19 protein-coding genes and 1 tRNA gene are annotated in these 20,823 nt (G+C 68.0%); 18 read left to right on the top strand and 2 right to left on the bottom strand.

What is annotated here, in order from left to right; genetic code table 11:
* The first annotated feature begins 86 nt into the window (after positions 1 to 86).
* The 10 genes from JL108_RS00860 to JL108_RS00815 all read left to right on the top strand — a co-directional run bounded on the left by JL108_RS00860 (position 87) and on the right by JL108_RS00815 (position 11,723).
* The gene (locus JL108_RS00860; protein ID WP_205196494.1) at positions 87 to 1,334 is read left to right on the top strand and encodes an SLC13 family permease; all 1,248 of its coding nucleotides are present in this window, start codon (positions 87 to 89) and stop codon (positions 1,332 to 1,334) included.
* Between the two features lie 29 nt (positions 1,335 to 1,363).
* Positions 1,364 to 2,359 (top strand): phosphoglycerate dehydrogenase, encoded by a 996-nt coding sequence (locus JL108_RS00855; RefSeq protein ID WP_205196493.1) that lies wholly within the window; start codon positions 1,364 to 1,366, stop codon positions 2,357 to 2,359.
* Positions 2,356 to 3,390, top strand: a complete 1,035-nt coding sequence (locus JL108_RS00850) for a glycerate kinase (protein WP_205196492.1) — start codon at positions 2,356 to 2,358, stop codon at positions 3,388 to 3,390. Before JL108_RS00855 ends, JL108_RS00850 begins: the two co-directional genes overlap by 4 nt.
* Entirely contained in the window at positions 3,387 to 5,036 is a 1,650-nt protein-coding gene (locus JL108_RS00845; RefSeq protein WP_205196491.1) for an FAD-binding dehydrogenase, read from the top strand. Before JL108_RS00850 ends, JL108_RS00845 begins: the two co-directional genes overlap by 4 nt.
* Positions 5,037 to 5,144: 108 nt before the next feature.
* Entirely contained in the window at positions 5,145 to 5,873 is a 729-nt protein-coding gene (locus JL108_RS00840; RefSeq protein WP_205196490.1) for a GntR family transcriptional regulator, read from the top strand.
* Positions 5,874 to 6,052: 179 nt separating this feature from the next.
* Complete coding sequence (locus JL108_RS00835; RefSeq protein ID WP_205196489.1) at positions 6,053 to 7,171, top strand: ABC transporter substrate-binding protein; 1,119 nt, start codon at positions 6,053 to 6,055, stop codon at positions 7,169 to 7,171.
* A gap of 77 nt (positions 7,172 to 7,248) precedes the next feature.
* Positions 7,249 to 8,913, top strand: a complete 1,665-nt coding sequence (locus JL108_RS00830; protein ID WP_205196488.1) for an iron ABC transporter permease — start codon at positions 7,249 to 7,251, stop codon at positions 8,911 to 8,913.
* A complete protein-coding gene (locus JL108_RS00825; RefSeq protein ID WP_205196487.1) occupies positions 8,906 to 10,006 on the top strand; it encodes an ABC transporter ATP-binding protein in 1,101 nt (366 codons plus the stop codon). The genes JL108_RS00830 and JL108_RS00825 overlap by 8 nt, the downstream gene beginning before the upstream one ends.
* Positions 9,996 to 11,366: an acyclic terpene utilization AtuA family protein gene (locus JL108_RS00820; protein ID WP_240190469.1), complete on the top strand. Its 1,371-nt coding sequence runs from the start codon at positions 9,996 to 9,998 to the stop codon at positions 11,364 to 11,366. Before JL108_RS00825 ends, JL108_RS00820 begins: the two co-directional genes overlap by 11 nt.
* Positions 11,367 to 11,375: 9 nt before the next feature.
* Positions 11,376 to 11,723, top strand: coding sequence for a DUF4387 domain-containing protein (locus JL108_RS00815; RefSeq protein WP_205196486.1), 348 nt, complete (start codon positions 11,376 to 11,378; stop codon positions 11,721 to 11,723).
* Positions 11,724 to 11,773: 50 nt separating this feature from the next.
* On the opposite strand, the gene JL108_RS00810 is transcribed toward JL108_RS00815, so the two are convergent.
* Positions 11,774 to 12,352, bottom strand: coding sequence for a hypothetical protein (locus JL108_RS00810; protein ID WP_205196485.1), 579 nt, complete (start codon positions 12,350 to 12,352; stop codon positions 11,774 to 11,776).
* Between the two features lie 108 nt (positions 12,353 to 12,460).
* Here JL108_RS00810 and JL108_RS00805 point away from each other — a divergent pair, with 108 nt between their 5' ends.
* Positions 12,461 to 14,017, top strand: coding sequence for a long-chain fatty acid--CoA ligase (locus JL108_RS00805; RefSeq protein ID WP_205196484.1), 1,557 nt, complete (start codon positions 12,461 to 12,463; stop codon positions 14,015 to 14,017).
* On the top strand, positions 14,001 to 14,813 hold the full coding sequence (locus JL108_RS00800; RefSeq protein WP_205196483.1) for an alpha/beta hydrolase: 813 nt from the start codon (positions 14,001 to 14,003) through the stop codon (positions 14,811 to 14,813). The genes JL108_RS00805 and JL108_RS00800 overlap by 17 nt, the downstream gene beginning before the upstream one ends.
* Here JL108_RS00800 and JL108_RS00795 read toward each other — a convergent pair.
* Complete coding sequence (locus JL108_RS00795; protein WP_205196482.1) at positions 14,810 to 15,304, bottom strand: MarR family winged helix-turn-helix transcriptional regulator; 495 nt, start codon at positions 15,302 to 15,304, stop codon at positions 14,810 to 14,812. The genes JL108_RS00800 and JL108_RS00795 overlap by 4 nt on opposite strands.
* A gap of 98 nt (positions 15,305 to 15,402) precedes the next feature.
* On the opposite strand from JL108_RS00795, the gene JL108_RS00790 reads away from it, so the two are divergent.
* The 6 genes from JL108_RS00790 to JL108_RS20100 all read left to right on the top strand — a co-directional run bounded on the left by JL108_RS00790 (position 15,403) and on the right by JL108_RS20100 (position 20,710).
* Positions 15,403 to 15,484 (top strand) — tRNA-Gln (locus JL108_RS00790).
* Between the two features lie 70 nt (positions 15,485 to 15,554).
* Complete coding sequence (glmU, locus tag JL108_RS00785; RefSeq protein ID WP_205196481.1) at positions 15,555 to 16,997, top strand: bifunctional UDP-N-acetylglucosamine diphosphorylase/glucosamine-1-phosphate N-acetyltransferase GlmU; 1,443 nt, start codon at positions 15,555 to 15,557, stop codon at positions 16,995 to 16,997.
* A 41-nt stretch (positions 16,998 to 17,038) separates the two neighbouring features.
* Entirely contained in the window at positions 17,039 to 17,977 is a 939-nt protein-coding gene (locus tag JL108_RS00780) for a ribose-phosphate diphosphokinase (RefSeq protein ID WP_240190473.1), read from the top strand.
* Entirely contained in the window at positions 17,974 to 18,363 is a 390-nt protein-coding gene (locus JL108_RS00775; protein ID WP_143913759.1) for a hypothetical protein, read from the top strand. Before JL108_RS00780 ends, JL108_RS00775 begins: the two co-directional genes overlap by 4 nt.
* A gap of 249 nt (positions 18,364 to 18,612) precedes the next feature.
* Complete coding sequence (locus tag JL108_RS00770; protein ID WP_205196479.1) at positions 18,613 to 19,617, top strand: glycoside hydrolase family 6 protein; 1,005 nt, start codon at positions 18,613 to 18,615, stop codon at positions 19,615 to 19,617.
* A gap of 124 nt (positions 19,618 to 19,741) precedes the next feature.
* Positions 19,742 to 20,710: a response regulator transcription factor gene (locus JL108_RS20100; protein WP_143913761.1), complete on the top strand. Its 969-nt coding sequence runs from the start codon at positions 19,742 to 19,744 to the stop codon at positions 20,708 to 20,710.
* Positions 20,711 to 20,823: the final 113 nt, after the last annotated feature.

Below are 20,823 nucleotides of genomic sequence, written 5' to 3'. Positions count from 1 at the left end.
AGGGGGTTACAGGTGCTCGGTCGCGCCGATACCTTCTGTGACTGCCGCCACAACGGTGGCGGCACCGGACGGAAGGACCCGACGCAGTGCTGGAGCTCATCTCGATCGTGGTCCTCATCCTGGTCTTCGCGGCGGCGACCGTGCTGCCGATCAACATGGGCGTGCTCGCGCTCACGGCAGCGTTGCTTCTCGGCCTCGCCTCCGGTCTCACCGGGGAGGAGATCGTCGGAGCCTTCCCGAGCGACATCCTCATCCTGATCGTCGGCATCACGCTGCTGTTCGGGATCGCCCACGTCAACGGGACGATGGACTTGTTCATCCAGGCCTCCTTGAGACTCGTCGGCGAGCGGCGGTGGGCCGTGCCGTGGCTGATCTTCGTGGTCGCGGGCATCCTGATGTCCTTCGGCTTCGTGCTCGCAGTGAGCGTGATCGCGCCCGCGGCGATGTCCATGGCACGGCGCTTCCAGATCAGCCCGCTGCTGATGGCGATGATGCTCAGCCACGGGGCGCTCGCGGCCTCGCTGTCACCGGTGACGGTCTATGCGAACTTCACCCGGGAGATCGCCGGGGGAGCCGATATCGCCGTCGGCTCGGTCCAGCTCTTCGCCGCCGGGCTCGTGCTCAATCTGCTGTTCGCGCTGGTGCTGTACGCGGTGCTCGGCCGGGGCCTCAGGCAGCCGATCCCGGAGGAAGCGGCGACCGATGGCGACCTCTCGATCCTCACCGGCGAGCGGCTCCGGCTCACCTGGATCCGCGCCGCTACCTTGGCGGGGATCGTCGCGCTCGTCGTCGGCGCGTTCCTCGAGATCAACGTGGGAGCGACCGCTCTGCTCGTCGCGACGGTCCTTCTTCTGCTGGCGCCCCGAGCCCACACCGCGGCACATGACGAGATCGGCTGGGGAGTGGTGCTGCTGGTGGGCGGGATGCTCACGCTGATGGCCGTCCTCACGGCGAACGGCACGATCCAGGCCGTCGCCGATGCTGCCGCCGCCCTGGGCTCACCGCTCCTCGCCGCGCTGATGATCCTGTTCGTCGTGGGCATCCTCTCGGCCTTCGGGTCCTCCATCGGGACCGTGGGGGTCGCGCTGCCGCTGGCCTTTCCGTTGGTGGCCGACGGAGGCGTGGCCGGAGCGGGGCTGGTGGTCTCGATCGCCGTGATCTCCCTGATCGTCGATGTGAGCCCGTTCTCCACCAACGGCGCCGTGGTCCTCTCCCAGGCCAAGGTGCCCGATCGGCAGGTCTTCCAGCGCCGGATGCTGGCGTACACCGGACTGGTCACGGTGGTCGCACCGGTCCTGGCCTGGCTGGCCATCGTCATCCCTCCCTCTCTCTGAACCCTCTCGACGAAAGCGAGTAGCACCCGATGTCCCGCATCCTCATCACCACCGACTACCTCCGTCCGGGCGATGCCGTCGATCGGTATCTCAGGGAGCACGGCCATGAGACGATCCACGAGCCGTTGCGGGGCCCGCGAGACGCCGACGAGCTGGTCCGCATCCTCGACGGTGTCGATGGCGCGCTGGTCGCCAATGAGCGGCTGACCGCCGATGTCCTCGCGTCCTCGTCGTCGCTCAAGGCGATCGTCCGCACCGGGGTGGGGTACGACTCGGTGGATGTCGAGGCGGCCTCCGCGCTGGGCATCCTGGTGAGCAATCTGCCCGGGATCAATGCCAACGCGGTCGCCGAGTTCACGATCGGGCTGATGCTGTCGGCATCGCGGCACCTCACCCAGCTGGCCGCGGGAGTCGACCGGGGCGAGTGGCCTCGGACGGACGGCCACGAGTTGCGTGGCGCCACCCTGGGGCTGATCGGATTCGGCGCCGCGGCCCGCGCCGTGGTGCCGCTGGCACGGGCCTTCGGCATGACGGTGGTGTGCCACAGCGGCGTGGGTCCACAGATCCGGGCCGAGGCGCCGGAGGTCGAGTTCACAGACCTGGACCCACTGCTCGCGTGCGCCGACATCGTCTCCGTCCACACGGCCCTGACACCGGCCACCCGGCATCTGATCGATGCGCGGGCGTTGGCGCTGATGAAGCCGACGGCGATCGTCGTCAACACCGCGCGCGGGGCGATCATCGACGAGGACGCCCTCGCGGCGGCGGTCGGCTCCGGAGATATCGCCGGTGCGGCACTCGACGTCTGTGAGATCGAGCCGTTGCCCGCGGACAGCGTGTTGCGCGGCATCGAAGGCATCACCGTCTACTCGCACATGGCCGGTCAGACGGTCGAGGCGCGTGACGCCGCCGGGCGCGAGGGCGCGGTCGAACTCGTCCATGCACTCGCGGGGCAGCCAGCCTTCCGGGTCAACCACCCCACCGTGCGGGAGTTCCGGGTGCCGCTGCGAGTCGAGACACGATGACCTGGGTGGTGGCGATCGACAAGTTCCGCGGCACCGCTACCCAGGAGGAGCTGTCGACTGCAATCGCGGAGGTCGCCGATCGTCACGGCATCGAGACCCGGCTCTTCCCCACCAGTGACGGCGGGGAGGGGTTGCTCGACGTCGTCGGCGGCCCCAATCGTCGGACGAGCGTGACGGGTCCGCTCGGCGAGCCGGTCGAAGCAGGTTGGTTCGCGGACCAGGGTGGGCTCGCGGTGATCGAGAGCGCGCGGGCCTCGGGACTGCTGCTCGCCGGGGGCGACGCCGGCAACGATCCGTGGAACGCCAACTCCCGGGGGACCGGAGAGCTGGTGCGCGCGGCGCGCGAGGCCGGCGCCGACCACATCGTGATCGGTCTCGGCGGCTCCGCGTGCACCGACGGCGGACGTGGCGCCCTGGATGTGCTGCTGCCGGCGGTGCGGCAGGATCCCGGTCTCGGTCGCGCACTCACCGTCTGCGTCGATGTCGACGCTCGCTTCCTGGATGCTGCCGTGGTCTTCGGCCCGCAGAAGGGGGCGGATGCGGCGATGATCGGTCGGCTGACCGAGCGGTTGCGTCGCGAGCGCCGTCGGATGATCCACGACCACGGGGTCGACCCCCAGGAAGTGACGGGATCCGGCGCGGCGGGCGGGATGGCCGGGGCCTTCGCCTGTCTCGGCGCAACGCTGGTGCCAGGATTCGACCACGTCGCGCAGCTATCCGGTCTGGACACTGCCATGCGCACCGCCGAGCTCGTGATCACGGGGGAAGGGCGGCTCGACGCCACCTCCTTCGCCGGGAAGGTGGTGGGCGGCGTGGCCGCCCTCGCGCAGGCGAGCCAGGTGCCGGTCGTGGCCATCGTCGGCGCTATGACACCCGGCGTCTCCGCGTCCTTCCCCGTCATCTCGCTGACACATCGTTTCGGTCGCGATCGCGCGTTCGGCAGCACGTTGGCATGCGTTCGCGAGGCGACCGAGAGCTTGGCATCGGACACGCCGGTGCCGGACCATCATCCGATCGAAGGGGAGACATGAACGCAGACGTTCTCATCGTAGGGGCGGGACTGGCCGGCATGGTCGCGGCCGCGGAGGCGGCGGATGCCGGCCGCAGCGTCCTGCTCATCGAGCAGGAGCCGGAGCAGTCCCTCGGCGGGCAGGCCTTCTGGAGTCTCGGCGGCCTCTTCATGGTCGACACACCCGAGCAGCGCCGCATGGGAATCCGCGATTCCCCTGCGCTCGCGTGGCAGGACTGGCTCGGCAGCGCCCAGTTCGACCGTGACGAGGACCGCTGGCCACGCGCTTGGGCCGAGGCCTATGTCGACTTCGCCGCGGGGGAGAAGCGTTCCTGGCTGCGCGAGTTGGGCCACCGCATCTTTCCGCTGGTGGGGTGGGCCGAGCGCGGCGACGGCCGGGCCGATGGCCATGGCAACTCGGTTCCACGCTTCCACGTCACCTGGGGGACAGGGCCCGGGGTCGTGGAGGTCTTCGAGCGCCGAGTCCGCGCCCACCTGGAGACGGGACGGATCTCGGTGGCCTTCCGGCACCGGGTCGATGGGCTGATCGTCGAGGACGGGGCAGTGGTCGGCGTCCACGGGGCGGTCCTCGTCCCCAGCGCGGTCGATCGGGGCCGGGCCAGCAGCCGCGAGGTCGTCGGCGACTTCGAGGCGCGCGGACAGGCCACGATCGTGACCAGCGGTGGTATCGGCGGCAATCACGATCTCGTGCGCGAGGCCTGGCCCGAACGCCTGGGTGCGCCGCCGAAGACGATGGTCTCCGGAGTGCCGGCCCATGTGGACGGGCGGATGCTCGGCATCACGCGGGATGCCGGAGCGATGGTGATCAATCCCGATCGGATGTGGCACTACGTGGAGGGTCTGCGGAACTGGGATCCGATCTGGGACAACCACGGCATCCGGATCCTGCCGGGCCCGTCGTCCCTCTGGCTGGATGCCACCGGCCGTCGGCTGCCGGCGCCCTACTTTCCCGGCTTCGACACGCTGGGGACGCTGCGGTACCTGCGCTCGACCGGTTACGACTATTCCTGGTTCATCCTCACGCAGAAGGTGCTCGAGAAGGAGTTCTCGCTGTCCGGCTCGGAGCAGAACCCCGACCTGACCGGCCGTGACGTCAAGCTGGTCCTCAGCCGCGTCCGTCCTGGCGCGCCGGGGCCGGTCGAGGCGTTCAAGCAGCGGGGCGAGGACTTCGTCGTGGCCGACAATCTCACGGATCTGGTCGCCGGGATGAACAGGATCGCGGACGGTCCCGTCCTCGAGGAGGCCCCTTTGCGACAGCTGATCGAGGCTCGCGACCGCGAGGTCGACCACGAGTACTCCAAGGACGCGCAGATCACCGCCATCCGCGGGGCGCTGCGGTACCGCGGCGACAAACTGAGCCGCACCGCCGGTGTCCACAAGTTCCTCGACCCGAAGGCGGGGCCGTTGATCGCCGTACGACTCAACATCCTGTCGCGCAAGACACTCGGGGGCCTCGAGACCGACCTCAGAGGTCGTTGTCTACGTGCCGACGGGACCCCGTTCCCGGGTCTGTACTCGGCGGGGGAGGTGAACGGATTCGGCGGTGGCGGGATGATGGGTTACAACGCTCTGGAAGGGACCTTCCTGGGCGGATGCCTCTTCTCCGGCAGGGTCGCCGGTCGCGCCGCCGCGGAGGCGGTCGCCTGAGCATCCGCTCCGTCGCTGTGCTCCGGTATCGCCGTATGCTATAGCATGGGCGCCGCCGGGTCGTGCGGGTCTCGCGCCGGTCGATGTCGCACTTGCAGGAGGATGGTCATGGCCGAGTTGCCGCATATCCAGACGTCGGCGTCGCTGGGCGATCAGGCGTACTCCACGGTGCGCGAGGCGATCATGTCGGGAGTTCTGCAGCAGGGCGAGAAGGTGACCGAGCGGGGTCTCGCGGAGTCGCTGAACATCAGCCCGACGCCGGTGCGCGAGGCATTGCGTCGACTCGAGCAGGATCGACTCGTGACTCGCGAGGGGCCGCGATCGGTGCGCGTGACGCAGTTCGGTGCCGATGAGCTGCTGGCGATCACGATGATCGAGGACACCTTGCGTGCGCTGGCGGCGAGGCTCGCTGCCGAGAACGCGTCTGCGCAGCAGATCGAGCAGATGCGTCGTGCGCTGGAGCGAGCTGAGGAGCTCAGCGATCACTACAACTGGTCCGAGCCCAGTGACGACAAGGTGCTCGCGGTGGGCAAGGCTCTCCGGGAGTTCCACGCCACGATCGATCGGTCCAGCGGCAGCTCGACCCTCATTCACATGCTCAACATGGTCGAGGCGTTCAACTACGACGAGCGCCGTCGCCTCGTGCTCGCTCAGATCGCCGACGATCCCGAGGCGGTGGCTCGGCGTTTTCGCCAGCATCGGGAGATCTTCGAGGCGATCCGATCGCGGGATCCGGAGGCGGCCGAGCGCATCATGCGCGAGCACAGCCGGGCCTCGAATGACTCGAGGATCGAGGCCAAGGGTCGGCCCGACGGCCGGTTCGACGCCGTTCGCTGAGCAGTTCGCCGACCCACCGACCGGCCTCGCCGGCGAGGCAGAGACTGGCTCTTGACAGCTATGCCATAGCAAATAACATGTAACCCACATCACGAAGATCTCCCCTGGGAGCGCTTCGGCCGGAACTGGGGCCGGGTCAGGCTCATCACAGTTGCTATAGCAAATAACAAGGAGTGCTCATGCGGTTTCACCAGCGTGCTGCCGCCGCCGTCGCGGTCGTCAGTCTGATCAGTCTCGCGGCGTGCGGCGGAGGCACGGAGGACCCGGGCGCCGCCGGTCCGACCTCCGATGTCGACTCGGGTGAGGCCGCTCCGCCGACCCCCGTGAGCGACGAGATCGTGGCCGCGGCGGAGGAGGAAGGCTCGGTGCTGCTCTACTCGAATGCCAATGAGGAGGTCATGGCTCCGCTGGCCGCCGGGTTCAAGAAGAAGTATCCGAATATCGAGGTGCGCAATCTCGACCTGGAGGACACCCAGATCGCGGAGCGCTATCGCACCGAGTCGGCCACCGGAGCGCGCACGGCGGACATCGTCATGACCTCCGACCAGCTGACCATGCAGGACTTCGTCGAGGCCGGACATGTCCTCGACTACGAGGACCCCAATGTGCCGAACCTGCCCGACTATGCCAACCTGGCGCCCGGCGTCGTGGCGATGTCGGAGGACCCGGTCATCGCCCTGTTCAACAAGTCGGTGCTGCCGGAGGACCAGCAGCCCACCAGCATGGCCGAGTTCGCCGAGATGGCGCCGGAGCTGGAGGGGAAGATCGGCACCCTCGATGTCGCCAATGCGATCGGCTTCCTCGCCACCGCGAGCTATGTGAACAGTGCGGGTGAGGAGGGGTGGGAGCATCTCGAGGCGCTCGGCGCCAGCGCCGGCGTGGAGTCCGGAACGGGCAATCTCTCTCAGAAGCTGCTGCAAGGCGCCTACGCCGGGTCCTTCTTCGTGTCGGGATCGGTTCGTCCGCTCATCACCGGCGATGCCGCGAAGGTCCTCAACTACACCTATCTGGTCGACGGGACGCCGTTGGTGCCCCGGGCGATGGCCATCACCGCGCAGGCACCGAATCCGAATGCCGCGAAGGTCTTCATGAACTACGCGCTCTCGGTCGAGGGCCAGGAGGAAGCCTGCAAGGGCGGCTTCACGCCCTACCGTGCAGGCGTCGAATGCCCCTACGGTCTGGCCGCGATCGAGGACGCGGTCGGAGAGGACAATGTCATCATCGGGGGCTGGGATCCGGAGCTGAGGTCCCAGCGTGAGGACATCGAGGCGCGTTGGAACGAGGCCTTCGGCCGATGACCGCGACCCTCACGAAGCCTGCGGACGGGGGGCCGCGGGCGAGGCGCCGCCGGAGCCGGCGGTTCGGCTCCACCACGGTGTCGCACTATGCGATCTGGGCGTTGGCGCTCCTGGTCATCGTGGGCCCGATCGTCCCGGTCGTCATCGCCTCGCTGTGGTCGACGCCGCTGTACGAGTCCGGCGGGCACTTCACGCTGCTCAACTACCGCGACCTGCTGACCGACGGGGCTTGGTGGACGGCGTTCTTCAACAGCCTCGTCTTCGCCGCCTTGATGACGGTCGGCTCGTTGATCCTCGGCGTCGGCGCCGCGGTGTTGTTCACCCGCACCAATCTGCCGGGACGCCACGTGCTGGCGGTGATCTTCCTCTTGCCCGTGATGCTCCCGGGCATCGTGCTGGTGCTCGGCTGGTCGCTGATGTGGGCGCCGTCGGGGTTCGCGTCCTCCTGGCTGGAGACCAACACCTTCCTGCGGATGCCGATCGATCTCTACAGCATCCCCGGCATGGCGCTCGTCGGCATCAGCGTCGCCGCCCCGGTGATCTTCCTGTTCTGCCGGAACACCCTGGCGGCCATCGATCCGGCCCTCGAGGACGCGGCGCGGACCTCTGGTGCCAAGCCCGGCCGGGCCTTGACCTCCGTCAGCGTCCGGCTGCTGCGTCCCGCGATCCTCAACTCGGCGCTGCTGGTGTTCGCCCTGGCGATGGAGGTGCTCGGCCTACCGCTCGTGCTCGGATACTCCAGCAATATCGACATGATCTCCACCTATCTCTACAACAACTGGACGAATGCCTCGCCCCCGCGACAGGGACTCGTCTCGGCCGGTGCCGTGCTGTTGCTCGCCATGGTCTCGGCGCTGCTGGTCGTCAGGAACAAGCTGGTCGGGGACCTCGGACGCTTCGCCGCCGTCACCGGCAAGCCGACGGCGGCCCGCGCCCTGGACCTCGGACCGATGCGCTGGCTCGCTGCCGGCGTGGCGCTGCTGGTAGCGCTGGCCATGGTCATCGTCCCGCTGATCGGCGTCGTGATGACCGCCTTCACGACCGTCTTCACCCCCTTCATCTCGCCCTGGGAGGTGTTGACGACCGCGAACTTCACCGCGGTCTTCCAGAACGCCGTCTACACCCGAGCGCTGGTCAACAGCCTCTTGATCGCGACCGTCGGCGGATTCCTGACGACACTCGTGATCGCGATCCTGTCCGTCATCGCCCACCGGTCGGAGTTCAGGCTGCGTGGCTCGCTCCAGCAGGCGATGCTGTGGCCCCGGATGATTCCCGGCCTCGTCACCGGCATGGCCTTCTTCTGGTCCTTCGTGGTGCTCGATCCGAGTGGCACGCTCCGGGCGACCATCTGGGGCATGGGGCTGGCCTTCGCGGTGCGGAGCCTCGCCTTGGGATACAGCGCCTTCTATCCGGCGCTCGCCAGCATCGGCCGCGATCTCGATCTCGCCGCCCGGACATCGGGGGCGACGTGGTGGCAGGCGATGCGGACCATCGTGCTGCGCCTCGTCATGCCCGCGATGGCAGCCTCCTTCGTCCTGCTCTTCGTCGCCATGCTCAACGATGCCGAGCCGGCGGTCTTCCTCGTGACCGACAGCACGCCTGTGCTCGGTCTGACCATGCTGCAACTCGCAGCGACCAACACGGGCGGCAGCGTCGCCGCGTTAGGAGTCATCCAGATGGTGATCACACTCGCCGTCCTCGGCATCGGCCGAGGGCTGTTCGGGGTGCGTCCGCGTGCCTGAACTGAGGATCCAGAATCTGCGCAAGTCGTTCGGCGAGCACACCGTGCTGCACGATCTGTCGCTCACGGTCGAGAACGGCCGCATCACCACCCTTCTCGGGCCGAGCGGGTGCGGGAAGTCCACCACGCTGTGGTCGATCGCCGGTCTTCACCGTCCCGACGCGGGACGGATCTGCTTCGGCGACAACACCATGTTCGACGGGGAACGCGTCGATCTGCCGCCGGAGCGCCGCAACTGCGGTGTGGTGTTCCAGTCCTACGCGGTCTGGCCCCACATGACGGTCTTCGACAACGTCGCCTATCCGCTGAAGCTGCGCAAGGTGAAGGCGAGCGAACGGCGCGCCCGGGTCAACGAGGTGCTCGAACTGGTCGAGCTCTCGGCCCAGGTGAACCGCTACCCGCATCAGCTGTCGGGCGGTCAGCAACAACGTGTCGCATTGGCGCGTGCGCTGGCGCATCCTCCGGACATGCTGCTGCTGGACGAGCCGTTCTCGAATCTCGATGCCAAGCTGAGGGACCGGTCCCGCGACTGGTTGCGCACCCTGCAGCAGCGCGTCGGCGTCACGACCGTCTTCGTGACCCACGACCAGGACGAGGCGCTGTCGATGAGCGATCACGTCGTCGTGATGGACCGTGGCGTGATTCGACAGATCGGCACGCCGGTCGAGGTCTACGAGGAGCCGGCGGACCTGTTCGTCGCCGATTTCGTGGGTACCGCGAACATCCTGGAGGCGTCCGTGCTCGACGCCGACGGCACGACGGCGACCGTGCGACTCGAGGGTCTTGCCGAGCCGTTACGGGTCCGCCACACGGGGCGGCATCGCGGCCCGGCTCATGTGAGCATCCGTCCCGAAGCGGTCCACATCCGGCGTGAGGACGAGCCGGCCGGCCTCAACGAGATGACGGCCAAGGTCGTGACGAGCTCCTACCTGGGGGACCACTACCGCTATGTGCTGCAGGTCGGCGGCTCCCTGCTGACCGTGACGACGAGGCGGCCGGTGGCGACCTCGGAGCTCACCGTGCAACTGAATCCAGAAGATCTCCGGCTCTTCGAGCCCGAGAACCACCAGAACGAGGAGACCGATGATGAATGATCAGGGCCAGCGCGAGAGCGTCGGAGTGCTCGTGCCGAGCGGAATGCTCGGTGCCGGCATCAACGAGGCGGCGGTCGCACGCGGGATCGCCCTGGGCGCCGATGTGATCACCGTGGACGGAGGATCGACCGATTCCGGTCCCTACTACCTCGGCTCGTCGACGGCGAAGACCACCGCGGCGGCCGTCCGACACGATCTCCGCATCGTGCTCCGCGCCTCCGCATCGGCGGGCATACCGCTGCTGATCGGATCGTGTGGGACATCGGGCACCGATGCCGGAGTGGACTGGGTCGCCGAGATCGTCGACGAGCTCCTGCGGGAGGAGAACCTGACGCTGAAGGTGGCCAGGATCTACAGTGAGCAAACCTCGGGAGCGTTGAAGGAACAGCTCAATGCCGGGCGGATTCATCCGCTGCCGCCCCTGGGTGAGCTCTCGGCCGAGACCCTCGAGGCCTGCTCGCACATCGTGGGCGTCATGGGGCATGAGCCCTTCGTCGAGGCGCTGGAATCCGGTGCCGATGTCGTTCTCGGCGGCCGGGCGACCGACACGGCGGTGGCGGCAGCGGTACCGATGATGCGCGGCTTCCCGGCGGGACCCGCCTGGCACGCGGCGAAGATCGTCGAGTGCGGCGGACAGTGCACGACCAATCCACGCTCCGGAGGTGTGGTCGCCTGGGTCGACCGGGACGGCTTCGAGATCGAGCCGCTCGACCTCGATACGGCCTGCACACCGACATCGGTCGCCGCGCACATGCTCTACGAGACGGCCAATCCGTTCCTCCTGCGCGAGCCACGCGGCACGCTCGACGTGACCGAGTCTCGATATACGGCCGTCGACGAGCGGCGGGTGCGGGTGGAGGGTTCGCAGTTCCACATCGCCGATCAGGTCACGATCAAGCTGGAGGGAGCACGGCTGACGGGTTACGAGACGATCTCCTTCGCCGCGATCCGCGACCCGCACATCATCGCTCACATCGAGGAGTGGGCCGACTTCATGCGGACGGTCCTCACCGAGCGCGTCGAGCAGACCCTCGGCCTAGCGCCCCACGAGTACGCCTTCGACCTGCGGCTCTACGGTCACGATGCGGTCCTCGGAGGGTTGGAGACCGAAGGAGCGGCGACCCACGAGGTCGGTGTGATGCTGCGAGCCAGCGCCGCTGACCAGGCCACCGCGACGGCCGTCGCGAAGGTCGCCAACCCGCTGATGCTCCATCTGCCGTTGCCCGACCTGCCTTATCTGCCCAGTTTCGCCTTCGCGACGTCTCCGGCCGAATTGGAGCGCGGGCCGGCCTATGAGTTCGTGCTCAACCACGTCGTCGAGGTCGACGACTCCACCGCGATGTTCCGCACCCGTCTGTGAAGGATGACGATGACCACTGCTGATGCCCCTCTGATCGCCGATTTCGCCTACGAGGTCCGCTCGAAGAATGCCGGACCCTTCTGGACGACATTGGAGACCTTCATGCGCGACGCGAGCGGTTACGCGATCGTGTCCGATCCCGACTTCATCAATGAGTCGGTCATCGCGGAGTTGTACGGAGTCGACCGCGATGCCGTGCAGATCTTCCGGATCCCCGAACTGAATGTCGTCAAGATCTCGTTCCCGCGACGGGTACCGCAAGGCGGTCTGGGTGACCGCGACCTGCACTGCGGTCAGCAGCATGTGCCGCTGGCGACGCTGCCGGTGCCCGAGCGGCTGCTGCCCAGCGGGGTCTGAGAGGGCGGGTGTCGTCGATCGGCCGAGGGCCGGTCGACGACACCCGCCGCTCACTTGCGGATGTTCAGAGGCACGCCGTGCTGGAGATTGAGCGCATCGGAATCCAGATAGTCCACGTAGTGCACGACGACGGCCTCCCACGTCTGGGGCACGTAGCGCGAGGTGAGCGTGTGAGCGAGGACGCTGTGCACCATCTCCATCGGCAGGTTCTTCTGCCACATCTTGTGGGCTCCATAGGCGCCGTGCTGGATGAGATGTCCGAAACGCGAGCCCTGCCCTCCCTCCGGGGTCGGCTCGAACTCGAGCAGCTTGCTGACATCGTGCAGGTTCGCATTGGCGATCAGCTGATCGCGGTCATATCCGATGCCGCGGACGCGCTCAGCGGCCTCGGCGACGGCGACGGCCATCTGGGTGACCGTCCGGGTGTGGTCAACGAGGTTGCTCGAGGCGGGCAGCTTGTGCGGGTGCTTCGGGACGTCTTCGAGGCGTTCCCAGTCGCTCTCGTCCAGTACTTCCTGCCAGATCTCGATGACGATGTCGCGCAGGCTGGCGTCCTCGATATCGCGGAGTTCGGGAAAGGTCGCGAGCACGCCCTCAGCAGAGACCTTGCTTGCTCCATGACCGGCCATGATGTTCCTTCCGTAGGGTTGTCCGCCATACGCTATAGCAAATAGAGATATAAGACACCAGCCGAAGGCCCGCGCCTTCGGCACCGAACACGAGGAGAAGCCACCGCCATGACCAATCTCTGCTCCGTGCTGGAGACACCAGCCGCCGCCCATCCGGACCGCATCGCGGTGGTCCTGGGCGATATCCGGCTCACCTATGCCGAGATCGACGCGCTCGCCGGCTCGGTCGCCGACCTGCTCGCCTCGCGGGGAATCGGCCGGGGAGACCGAGTCGCCCTGAGCTGCCCCAACCTGCCCTACTTCCCGATCGTGTACTTCGGCATCCTCAAAGCCGGCGCGACCGTCGTCCCGCTGAACGTGCTGCTCAAACCCGCGGAGATCTCCTACCACCTGAGCGACTGCGAGGCCGTCGCCTATTTCGCCTTCGAGGGAACATCCGAACTGCCGATGGGCGCCATGGCGCAGGCGGCCTTCGACGAGGTGGAGTCCTGCGAGAGCCTCTTCACGATCGGTGCCGATCCGGCGACTGCCATGCCGTGGCTCTCCGGCCACCAGGTGCCGTTCACCGGCGTGGCGGTCGACGAGGACGACACCGCCGTGATCCTCTATACGTCCGGGACGACCGGTCAGCCCAAAGGTGCCGAGCTGCGCCATCGCAATATGCTCGACAATGTCCTCGTCGGCCAGGACCTCTTCGAACCCGATCCGGAACGGCCGGACACCTACCTGTGCGCCCTGCCGCTGTTCCATTCCTATGGCCAGACGGTCACGCAGAACTCGGCCTTCCACTTCGGCGGCACCATGGTGCTGATGCCCCGCTTCGATCCGGTGGACGCGATCGCCACGATGGTCCGCGAGCAGGTGACGAATTTCGCCGGAGTTCCCACGATGTACTGGGCCCTGCTCAATGCCGTGCCCGATGAGCACACAGCGGGGCTCCTCGCGGCGAACCTACGCGTCGCGTCCTCGGGCGGAGCGGCGCTCTCGGCCGAGATCCATCGCAGATTCCGTGAGAGCTTCGGGGTGACGATCCTCGAGGGCTATGGGCTGTCCGAGACCTCCCCGACGGCGAGCTTCGCCCGCTTCGGTCAGGAACCGCGAGTGGGGTCGATCGGTCTGCCGATCCCCGGGGTGGAGATGAAGCTGCTCGGCGACGACGGGAGCGAGATCTCGGACGATCCGGAGGCGGTCGGGGAGATCGCGATCAAGGGCCACAATGTGATGAAGGGCTACGCCGGTCGCCCCGAGGCCACGGCCGAAGTGCTGCGGGACGGGTGGTTCCGCACCGGCGACCTGGCTCGTCGCGACGAGGACGGCTACTACTACATCGTCGACCGCTCGAAGGACATGATCATCCGCGGCGGATTCAATGTCTATCCCCGCGAGATCGAGGAGCTCTACATGTCTCACCCGGATGTCTCGCTGGTGGCCGTCGTCGGCGTACCCGATGACTCCCATGGGGAGGAGATCAAAGCCTTCGTCGTGCCGCAGGAGGGCAGCGCGGTGGAGCCCGAGGAGCTGGTGGCGTGGGGCAAGGAGCGGCTCGCGTCGTACAAGTACCCCCGGATCGTCGAGATCGTCGGCTCGATGCCCATGACCGCGACCGGCAAGATCCTCAAGCGGGAACTGTCCACGACCGGAGGCCGCGATGTTGCGGCTCGCTGACCTTCCCGCCGGACATGCCGGGCGCGCACTGCTCACCGGGGTGACGCCGATCGTCGCCAGCCAGACCGATCCGCGCTTCTCCTATCGGTTGTTCGTCCCACCGGACTATCGCGATGACGAGGGTCCGCTCGATGTCTGGGTCTGTGTGCACGGCACCGGCCGGAGGACGGAGACCTATCTCGACGGTCTCGCCGAGATCGCCGTCGACCAGCGGGCCGTGGTGCTGACGCCGATCTTCCCTGCGGCGATCGACGACCCCGATGACATGCACAACTACAAGATGATCGAACAGGGCGGCGTACGTTACGACCATCTGCTGCTGAGCATGGTGGACGAGGTCGCCCGTCGGTGGAATGTCTCCACCGACCGGTTCTTCCTCCACGGCTTCTCCGGTGGCGGCCAGTTCGCGCAGCGGTTCCTCTATCTGCATCCGGGACGACTGTCGGCGGTCTCCATCGGTGCCCCGGGCCGCATCACGCTTCCCGATCCGCAGCGTCCCTGGTGGGAGGGCGTGGAGGATCTCGTGACGAGATTCGGCACGGCACTCGACCCGGCGGACGTGGCACGTGTCCCCACCCAGATCGTGATCGGCGGGAAGGACAATGACCCCGCCGAGGTGTTCCCCAGTCCGGGTGGGCCTGATCGGATGTCGCGCGCCAAGGCACTGCGAGATGCCTTGAACGCGCTCGGCTCCGATGTGAGATTCGATGTCGTCCCGGGAGTCGGTCACGATGGCAAGGGGGTGCTTCCCGCCGTCATCGACTTCCTGCTGGAGGCCGGTCGCCCTCGACGCTAGTGCGAGGGGCCGGCGAAGGGCTCGATGAGGTCGCGCAGGAGGTCGGCGATCGTGGCGCGCTCGTCGCTGTCGAGATCGGCGAGAAGTTCGTGCTCGTGGGTGAGTAGCGCATCGAGGGCCGCATCGACGCGCTCTCGCCCTCGCGTGGACAGCCGTACCAGCACACCGCGCCGGTCGGAGGGGGCCGGGCGCCTTTCGACCAGCCCCTTGCGCTGCAGCCGATCGACGCGGTTGGTCATGGTGCCGCTGGTCACGTGCGTGGCAGCGACGAGCTGGCCGGGGGACAGCTCGTAGGGCTCGCCGATGCGCCGCAGCGCCGCGAGCACGTCGAACTCCCACGGCTCGAGGCCCACGGAGGTGAAGGCCTGCTTGCGGAGCCCGTCCAGATACTGCGCGAGGCGGCTGACCCGGCTCAGCACCTCCATCGGGGAGACATCGGCATCGGGGCGTTCGTGCCGCCAGGCGGCGACGATCCGATCGACCTCGTCCATGGGATGAGTTTATCGCGTCGAGATTCTTGAGGTCGAGAATCTTGCAGGAGCGCCGCCCCGGCGCGTGGCCTGGGGTGTTCGGTACGCTGGACGCGCTTTCCCCGGTTGGTCTGCCGGCAGGGCCCGCCTGACTTTGAATCAGGATTAGCGACGTAGGTTCGACTCCTACCCGGGGAGCCACGCGAGAACCCGCTGAGTGTGGAGGTACCCCCACACTTGACGGGTAGCCCCGAACACGAAGGAGTCCGCATTGGATGCGAAGGTCACGGCGATCGTCCTCGCCGCCGGAGCCGGAACTCGCATGAAATCCGAGCGCGCCAAGGTGCTGCACGAGCTCGGTGGCAGGTCCATGCTCGGCCACGCTCTCGCCGCCGTCCGCGAGCTCGGCGTCGAACAGCGTGTCGTGGTCGTGGGCCATCAGCGTGAGCAGGTCGAGGCGGCCACCACGGCCCTCGATAGTGAGGCGCTGATCGCCGTCCAGCACGAGCGCAAAGGCACCGGTGACGCCGTCCGCGCCGGGCTCGACGCGCTGGAGGCGGGCGCGGCTCACGGCACCGTCCTGATCACCTACGGCGATGTCCCGCTGCTCACGGCCGAGACGCTCCGCGCGGTGGTCGACGAGCACCGCGCGGACGCCCGCGCCGTCACCATCCTCAGCGCCGAGGTCGACGACCCCACCGGCTACGGCAGGATCCTGCGCGGCGATGACGGAACCGTCACCGCCATCCGCGAGCACAAGGATGCGAGCGAGAACGAGCGATCGGTCCGCGAGATCAACAGCGGCATCCTCGCGGTCGACGGCACCTTCCTCGACGCGGCCCTCGGCCGGCTCACGCCGAAGAACGCGCAAGGCGAGCTGTATCTGACCGATATCGTCGGCTTCGCGGTCGCCGACGGGCTCCCCGTCGGAGCCCATGTCCTCGAGGACGTCTGGCAGACCGAGGGCGTCAACGACCGCGCCCAGCTCGCCCGGCTGGCCCGCGAGCTCAACGACCGGATCACCCGGCGCTGGATGCTGGACGGCGTCACGATCATCGACCCCGCCACCACCTGGATCGACTCCGACGTCACCCTCGCGCCGGATGTCACGGTGCGCCCCGGCACCCAGCTTCTCGGAGCCACGACCGTGGCCGGCGGCGCCACGATCGGACCGGACACCACGTTGCGAAATGTCGAGATCGGCGAGGATGCCACCATCGAACGCACCCACGGATCGGATGCCGTGATCGGCGCCGGCGCGACCGTCGGCCCCTTCGCCTACCTGCGTCCTGGCACCGAGCTCGGCGCGAAGGGCAAGATCGGCACCTTCGTGGAGACCAAGAACGCCCAGATCGCCGACGGCGCCAAGGTGCCCCATCTCTCCTATATCGGCGACGCGGAGATCGGCGAGGGCACCAATATCGGCGCGGGCACCATCACCGCCAACTACGACGGCGAGCGCAAGCACCGCACCGTCGTCGGGCGTCATGCCAAGACCGGGAGCGACAATGTCTTCGTGGCACCGGTCGAGATCGGCGACGGAGCCTTCACCGGCGCTGGAACGATCGTCCGCGAGGACGTTCCACCGGGGGCACTCGCGGTGAGCGCCGGGGGACAGAGGATCATGGACGGGTGGGTCGCGAGGCGACGGCCCGGCTCAGCGGCCCACGAGGCCGCGGAGAACGCAGCACGGCAGGAAGAGAACCCCCAGTGACCAACGGCAGCCTCAGCGAGCGCACACCGACCCGCAACCTCATGCTCTTCTCGGGTCGGGCGCATCCGACCCTCGCGCAGGAGGTCGCCCAACTGCTCGAGGCCGAGCTCGTGCCGACCACCGCCTACGACTTCGCCAATGGCGAGATCTACGTGCGCTTCGACAAGTCGGTGCGCGGATGCGATGCCTTCGTGATCCAGAGCCACTCCGCACCGATCAACGAGGCGATCATGGAGCAGCTCATCATGATCGACGCGCTCAAGCGTGCTTCCGCCAAGCGCATCACGGTGGTGCTGCCCTTCTACGGCTACGCCCGCCAGGACAAGAAACACCTCGGGCGCGAGCCGATCTCGGCGCGTCTGATGGCCGATCTGTTCCTCTCGGCCGGTGCCGACCGGCTCATGACGGTCGATCTCCACACCGCGCAGATCCAGGGCTTCTTCGACGGGCCGGTGGATCACCTGCTGGCGATGCCGATCCTGACGCGCCACGTCAAGAAGAAGTACGGCGACAAGCAGCTCGCGGTCGTCTCGCCCGATGCCGGCCGGATCAAGGTGGCCGAGTCCTGGGCGAACTCGCTCGGCGGCGCGCCGCTGGCCTTCATCCACAAGACCCGCGACATCTCCCGCCCCAACGAGTCCAAGGCCAACCGTGTCGTGGGCGAAGTGGCCGGCCGCACGTGCATCCTGGTCGACGACCTCATCGACACCGGTGGCACGATCGTGCAGGCCGCCGAGGCGCTCAAGGCCGATGGCGCCGAGGACGTCATCATCGCCGCGACCCACGCCGTGTTCTCGGGCCCCGCGGTCGACCGCCTGAAGAACTGCTGCGCGCGCGAGGTCATCGTCACCAATACGCTGCCCCTCACCGATGAGATGCAGTTCGACAAGCTCACGGTGCTGTCGATCGCGCCACTGCTCGCCCAGGCGATCTCGGCCGTGTTCGAGGACGGCTCGGTCACCAGCCTGTTCAAGGAGTGACCCTGCGTCCCGGTGCCGCGCGGCTCGCCGTGTCGCTCGGGGGCTGCTTCGCCCTGGTCGCCCTCCTCGCCGTGGTGGTCGTCGGCCACGATGCTCCGCGCGAGGCGCTGGTGACCGCGGCCGGGGTGTTGATGGTCTTCGGCTTCGTCGGCGGTGTCCTCACGACGGTGATCGCCCTGCTCGTGCTCGGCTACACACACGATCGCGAACCCGATGACGAGATCGCGGTGACGATGGCTTCTCTCGCCGGTTCGCTGTTCGTGGCGGTCTTCGGTGTGCTGGCGCTGCGCACGACCGGCTGGCTGGTCGCGGTCGTGACCACGGCGGTTCTGGTGGTCGTCACGCATCTGGTGTTGCGCCGCGGGCTGCGGGCCACCCTGCGCTGAACCGCTCTCGAGGCGCGCCGCTCCCGCCCATGGGCGGTGAGCTGTCACGTACTCGCGCCACGCTCCTGCGTGATGACTCACCGGAATCGTGGTCGACAGGATATCGGTGAGCCATCACCCACGACTGCCCGCTGGGTGCGGGATAACTCACCGACCAGGGACGGGAGCGATGGTGCCGTCGTCGGGTGGTCTCGCGGCATAATGGTGCGGACGACGTGCGGACGCCGTCGAGGTGACGAAGGGTGGCTCGTGCGCGTTCGAGGTCTCAGCATCCCGCCGCGGGCGATCGCGGTCACGAGCATCGTCGTCATCGTGACCTTCGTGGCGGCCCTGGTCATGTTCGGGGTCGATCCGCGCGGCTGGTTCGGCCGATCAGGTGCCCAGCGCCACGACCCCTTCGCGGGCGCCGAACTGTACGGCGCACCGGACTCTCTCGCCCACAAGGCAGCGGATGCGGCCACCGGCCCCGATGCCGAGATCGTGCGACGGGTTGCCGAGGTCCCGACGGCGATCTGGCTGACCCCCGAGGAGAGCGGACTCGACGCCGTCGAGCATCGTGCGGCCACCATCGCCGAGGGTGCCGCGGAGGAGAATGCCGTCGCTGTGGTCGTGCTTTACGGCATCACCGATCGAGACTGCGCCGGTGGGCACTCCGGCGGGGGTCTCGAACCGGGGGACTATCGCACCTGGGTCGAGCGGGCGGCTCGCGGTCTCGGACATGAGCCGCGCCACGTGGCCGCCGTCGTCGAGCCCGACGCCCTCGCGATGGTGGACGAGTGCCCCGACCCCGAGACGCGATTCGACCTGCTCGACGATGCCCGATCGGCCCTCGACAGCGCGGGAGTCACGACCTACCTCGATGCCGGGCATTCGGACTGGGTGGCGGTGGAGACGATGGCCGACCGGCTCCGGCGGATCGGGATCGACGAGGCGCGAGGCTTCTCCGTCAACGTCGCCGCCTACAACGGTGAGGCCGATGAGATCGACTACGCCGAGAGACTGGCCGATCTGCTCGACGACGGCGTGCACTATGTGATGGACACCGGCCGCAACGGTGCGGGCGCCTCCGGCGAATGGTGTAACCCGCCGGGCCGGGCACTCGGTCAGCGCCCCGGAGCGGGGGAGGGCCGTCTCGACGCGCGACTCTGGATCAAGCCGCCGGGCGAGAGCGACGGCACCTGCCGGGGCGGACCGCCCGCGGGCACCTGGTGGAACGAACGAGCGGCGGAGCTCGCGCGACAGGCCGGCTGGTGAGCCTCGGAACGGTGCTTTTCACCTCCGCGCCGACCGGTCCCGTGGAGCCGGTGAACAGGGGGTGTCTCACCGCCGAGTCGGGAAACACCGTCGGCTGACTGCGGGGCGTTGGTACTGTGAGCCCATGTCGAGCCAGGAGCAGCGCCGTGTCGTCGTGATCGAAGACGATCCCGACATCCGCCATCTGCTGAAGACCGTGTTGGAGAGCAGCGGCTTCGAGCCGTTCAGCGCCTCCAACGGAGCAGACGGCATCGAGCTCGTGAGGCAGTACGACCCCCTCATCACGACCCTCGATGTGACGATGCCGGGCATGGACGGCTTCGCGACGGCCAAGCGCCTGCGCGAGTTCAGCTCGACGTACATCATCATGCTGACCGGGCTCGGTGACGAGATCGACGTCGTCCAGGGTCTCGAGGCCGGGGCGGACGACTATCTCGTCAAGCCGTTCCGTCCTCGCGAGCTGCGCGCGCGGATCGAGGCGGTCCTGCGTCGTCCCCGCGACCGTGCGGGGGCGGCTGGCCCGGCCGCCGAGCCGTCCGCGCCTCAGGCGGCAGCGGTGGCACCGGCCCCGCCGGCGCCGGAGTACACGCCGCCGACGTACACGCCCCCTGCCGAGCCGCCTCATCACCGGGCCGAGCCCACACGCCAGGCGCCTACGCCCGCGCATCATCGGGGTGCGCCGGCGGGCCCGGCGGTTCCGGCTCAGGTCGCGGCCAATATCGCCGCCACGAGCCCACAGGCCGGCGCTCGGGCGGATGCGGGCTCGCACGGAGCCCTCCAGGTCCGTGGCCTCGTGCTGGATCCCGAGACCAGGATCGTGACCGTGGAGGGACGCGGCATCGACCTCACCCGCACCGAGTTCGACCTGCTGCACATCCTGCTGTCCTCGGGCCGCAGGGTCCGTAGCAAAGCAGACCTGGTGCTTGCGCTGCGTGGCCAGGACTATGTGACCTCGTATTTCGTCAACGAGGCCGACAAACGCGCCATCGAGGTGCACATGGCCAATCTGCGCCGCAAGATCGGCGACTCCAGTGCCACACCACGCTGGATCGAGACCGTGCGCGGCGTCGGTTACCGCATCGCCGCCGACTGACGACCCTCGGGCGGTGACCTACGCACCTCTCAAGGGCGTTAAGAGGTGTGTCATCCACCGCCCCCGGATTGAGGGGGGCGGAGGTCACCCCCCCGGGGCCGGGCCCCGCCCGC

Origin of the sequence: Aeromicrobium sp. YIM 150415 (assembly GCF_016918125.1) — a bacterium.
Classification (GTDB): domain Bacteria; phylum Actinomycetota; class Actinomycetes; order Propionibacteriales; family Nocardioidaceae; genus Aeromicrobium; species Aeromicrobium piscarium.
The sequence above is the reverse complement of the archived record's forward strand: the minus strand, read 5'-3'. Positions and strand labels throughout refer to the sequence as shown.

Bases quoted from the DNA above. Each gene is read 5' to 3' on its own strand.
- JL108_RS00810 (WP_205196485.1), bottom strand. From the start codon at position 12,352: ATGGCCGGTCATGGAGCAAGCAAGGTCTCTGCTGAGGGCGTGCTCGCG.
- JL108_RS00815 (WP_205196486.1), top strand. From the start codon at position 11,376: ATGACCACTGCTGATGCCCCTCTGATCGCCGATTTCGCCTACGAGGTC.
- JL108_RS00835 (WP_205196489.1), top strand. From the start codon at position 6,053: ATGCGGTTTCACCAGCGTGCTGCCGCCGCCGTCGCGGTCGTCAGTCTG.
- JL108_RS00795 (WP_205196482.1), bottom strand. From the start codon at position 15,304: ATGGACGAGGTCGATCGGATCGTCGCCGCCTGGCGGCACGAACGCCCC.
- JL108_RS00805 (WP_205196484.1), top strand. From the start codon at position 12,461: ATGACCAATCTCTGCTCCGTGCTGGAGACACCAGCCGCCGCCCATCCG.
- JL108_RS00820 (WP_240190469.1), top strand. From the start codon at position 9,996: ATGATGAATGATCAGGGCCAGCGCGAGAGCGTCGGAGTGCTCGTGCCG.
- JL108_RS00780 (WP_240190473.1), top strand. From the start codon at position 17,039: ATGCTCTTCTCGGGTCGGGCGCATCCGACCCTCGCGCAGGAGGTCGCC.
- JL108_RS20100 (WP_143913761.1), top strand. From the start codon at position 19,742: ATGTCGAGCCAGGAGCAGCGCCGTGTCGTCGTGATCGAAGACGATCCC.
- JL108_RS00840 (WP_205196490.1), top strand. From the start codon at position 5,145: ATGGCCGAGTTGCCGCATATCCAGACGTCGGCGTCGCTGGGCGATCAG.
- JL108_RS00845 (WP_205196491.1), top strand. From the start codon at position 3,387: ATGAACGCAGACGTTCTCATCGTAGGGGCGGGACTGGCCGGCATGGTC.
- JL108_RS00850 (WP_205196492.1), top strand. From the start codon at position 2,356: ATGACCTGGGTGGTGGCGATCGACAAGTTCCGCGGCACCGCTACCCAG.
- JL108_RS00855 (WP_205196493.1), top strand. From the start codon at position 1,364: ATGTCCCGCATCCTCATCACCACCGACTACCTCCGTCCGGGCGATGCC.
- JL108_RS00800 (WP_205196483.1), top strand. From the start codon at position 14,001: ATGTTGCGGCTCGCTGACCTTCCCGCCGGACATGCCGGGCGCGCACTG.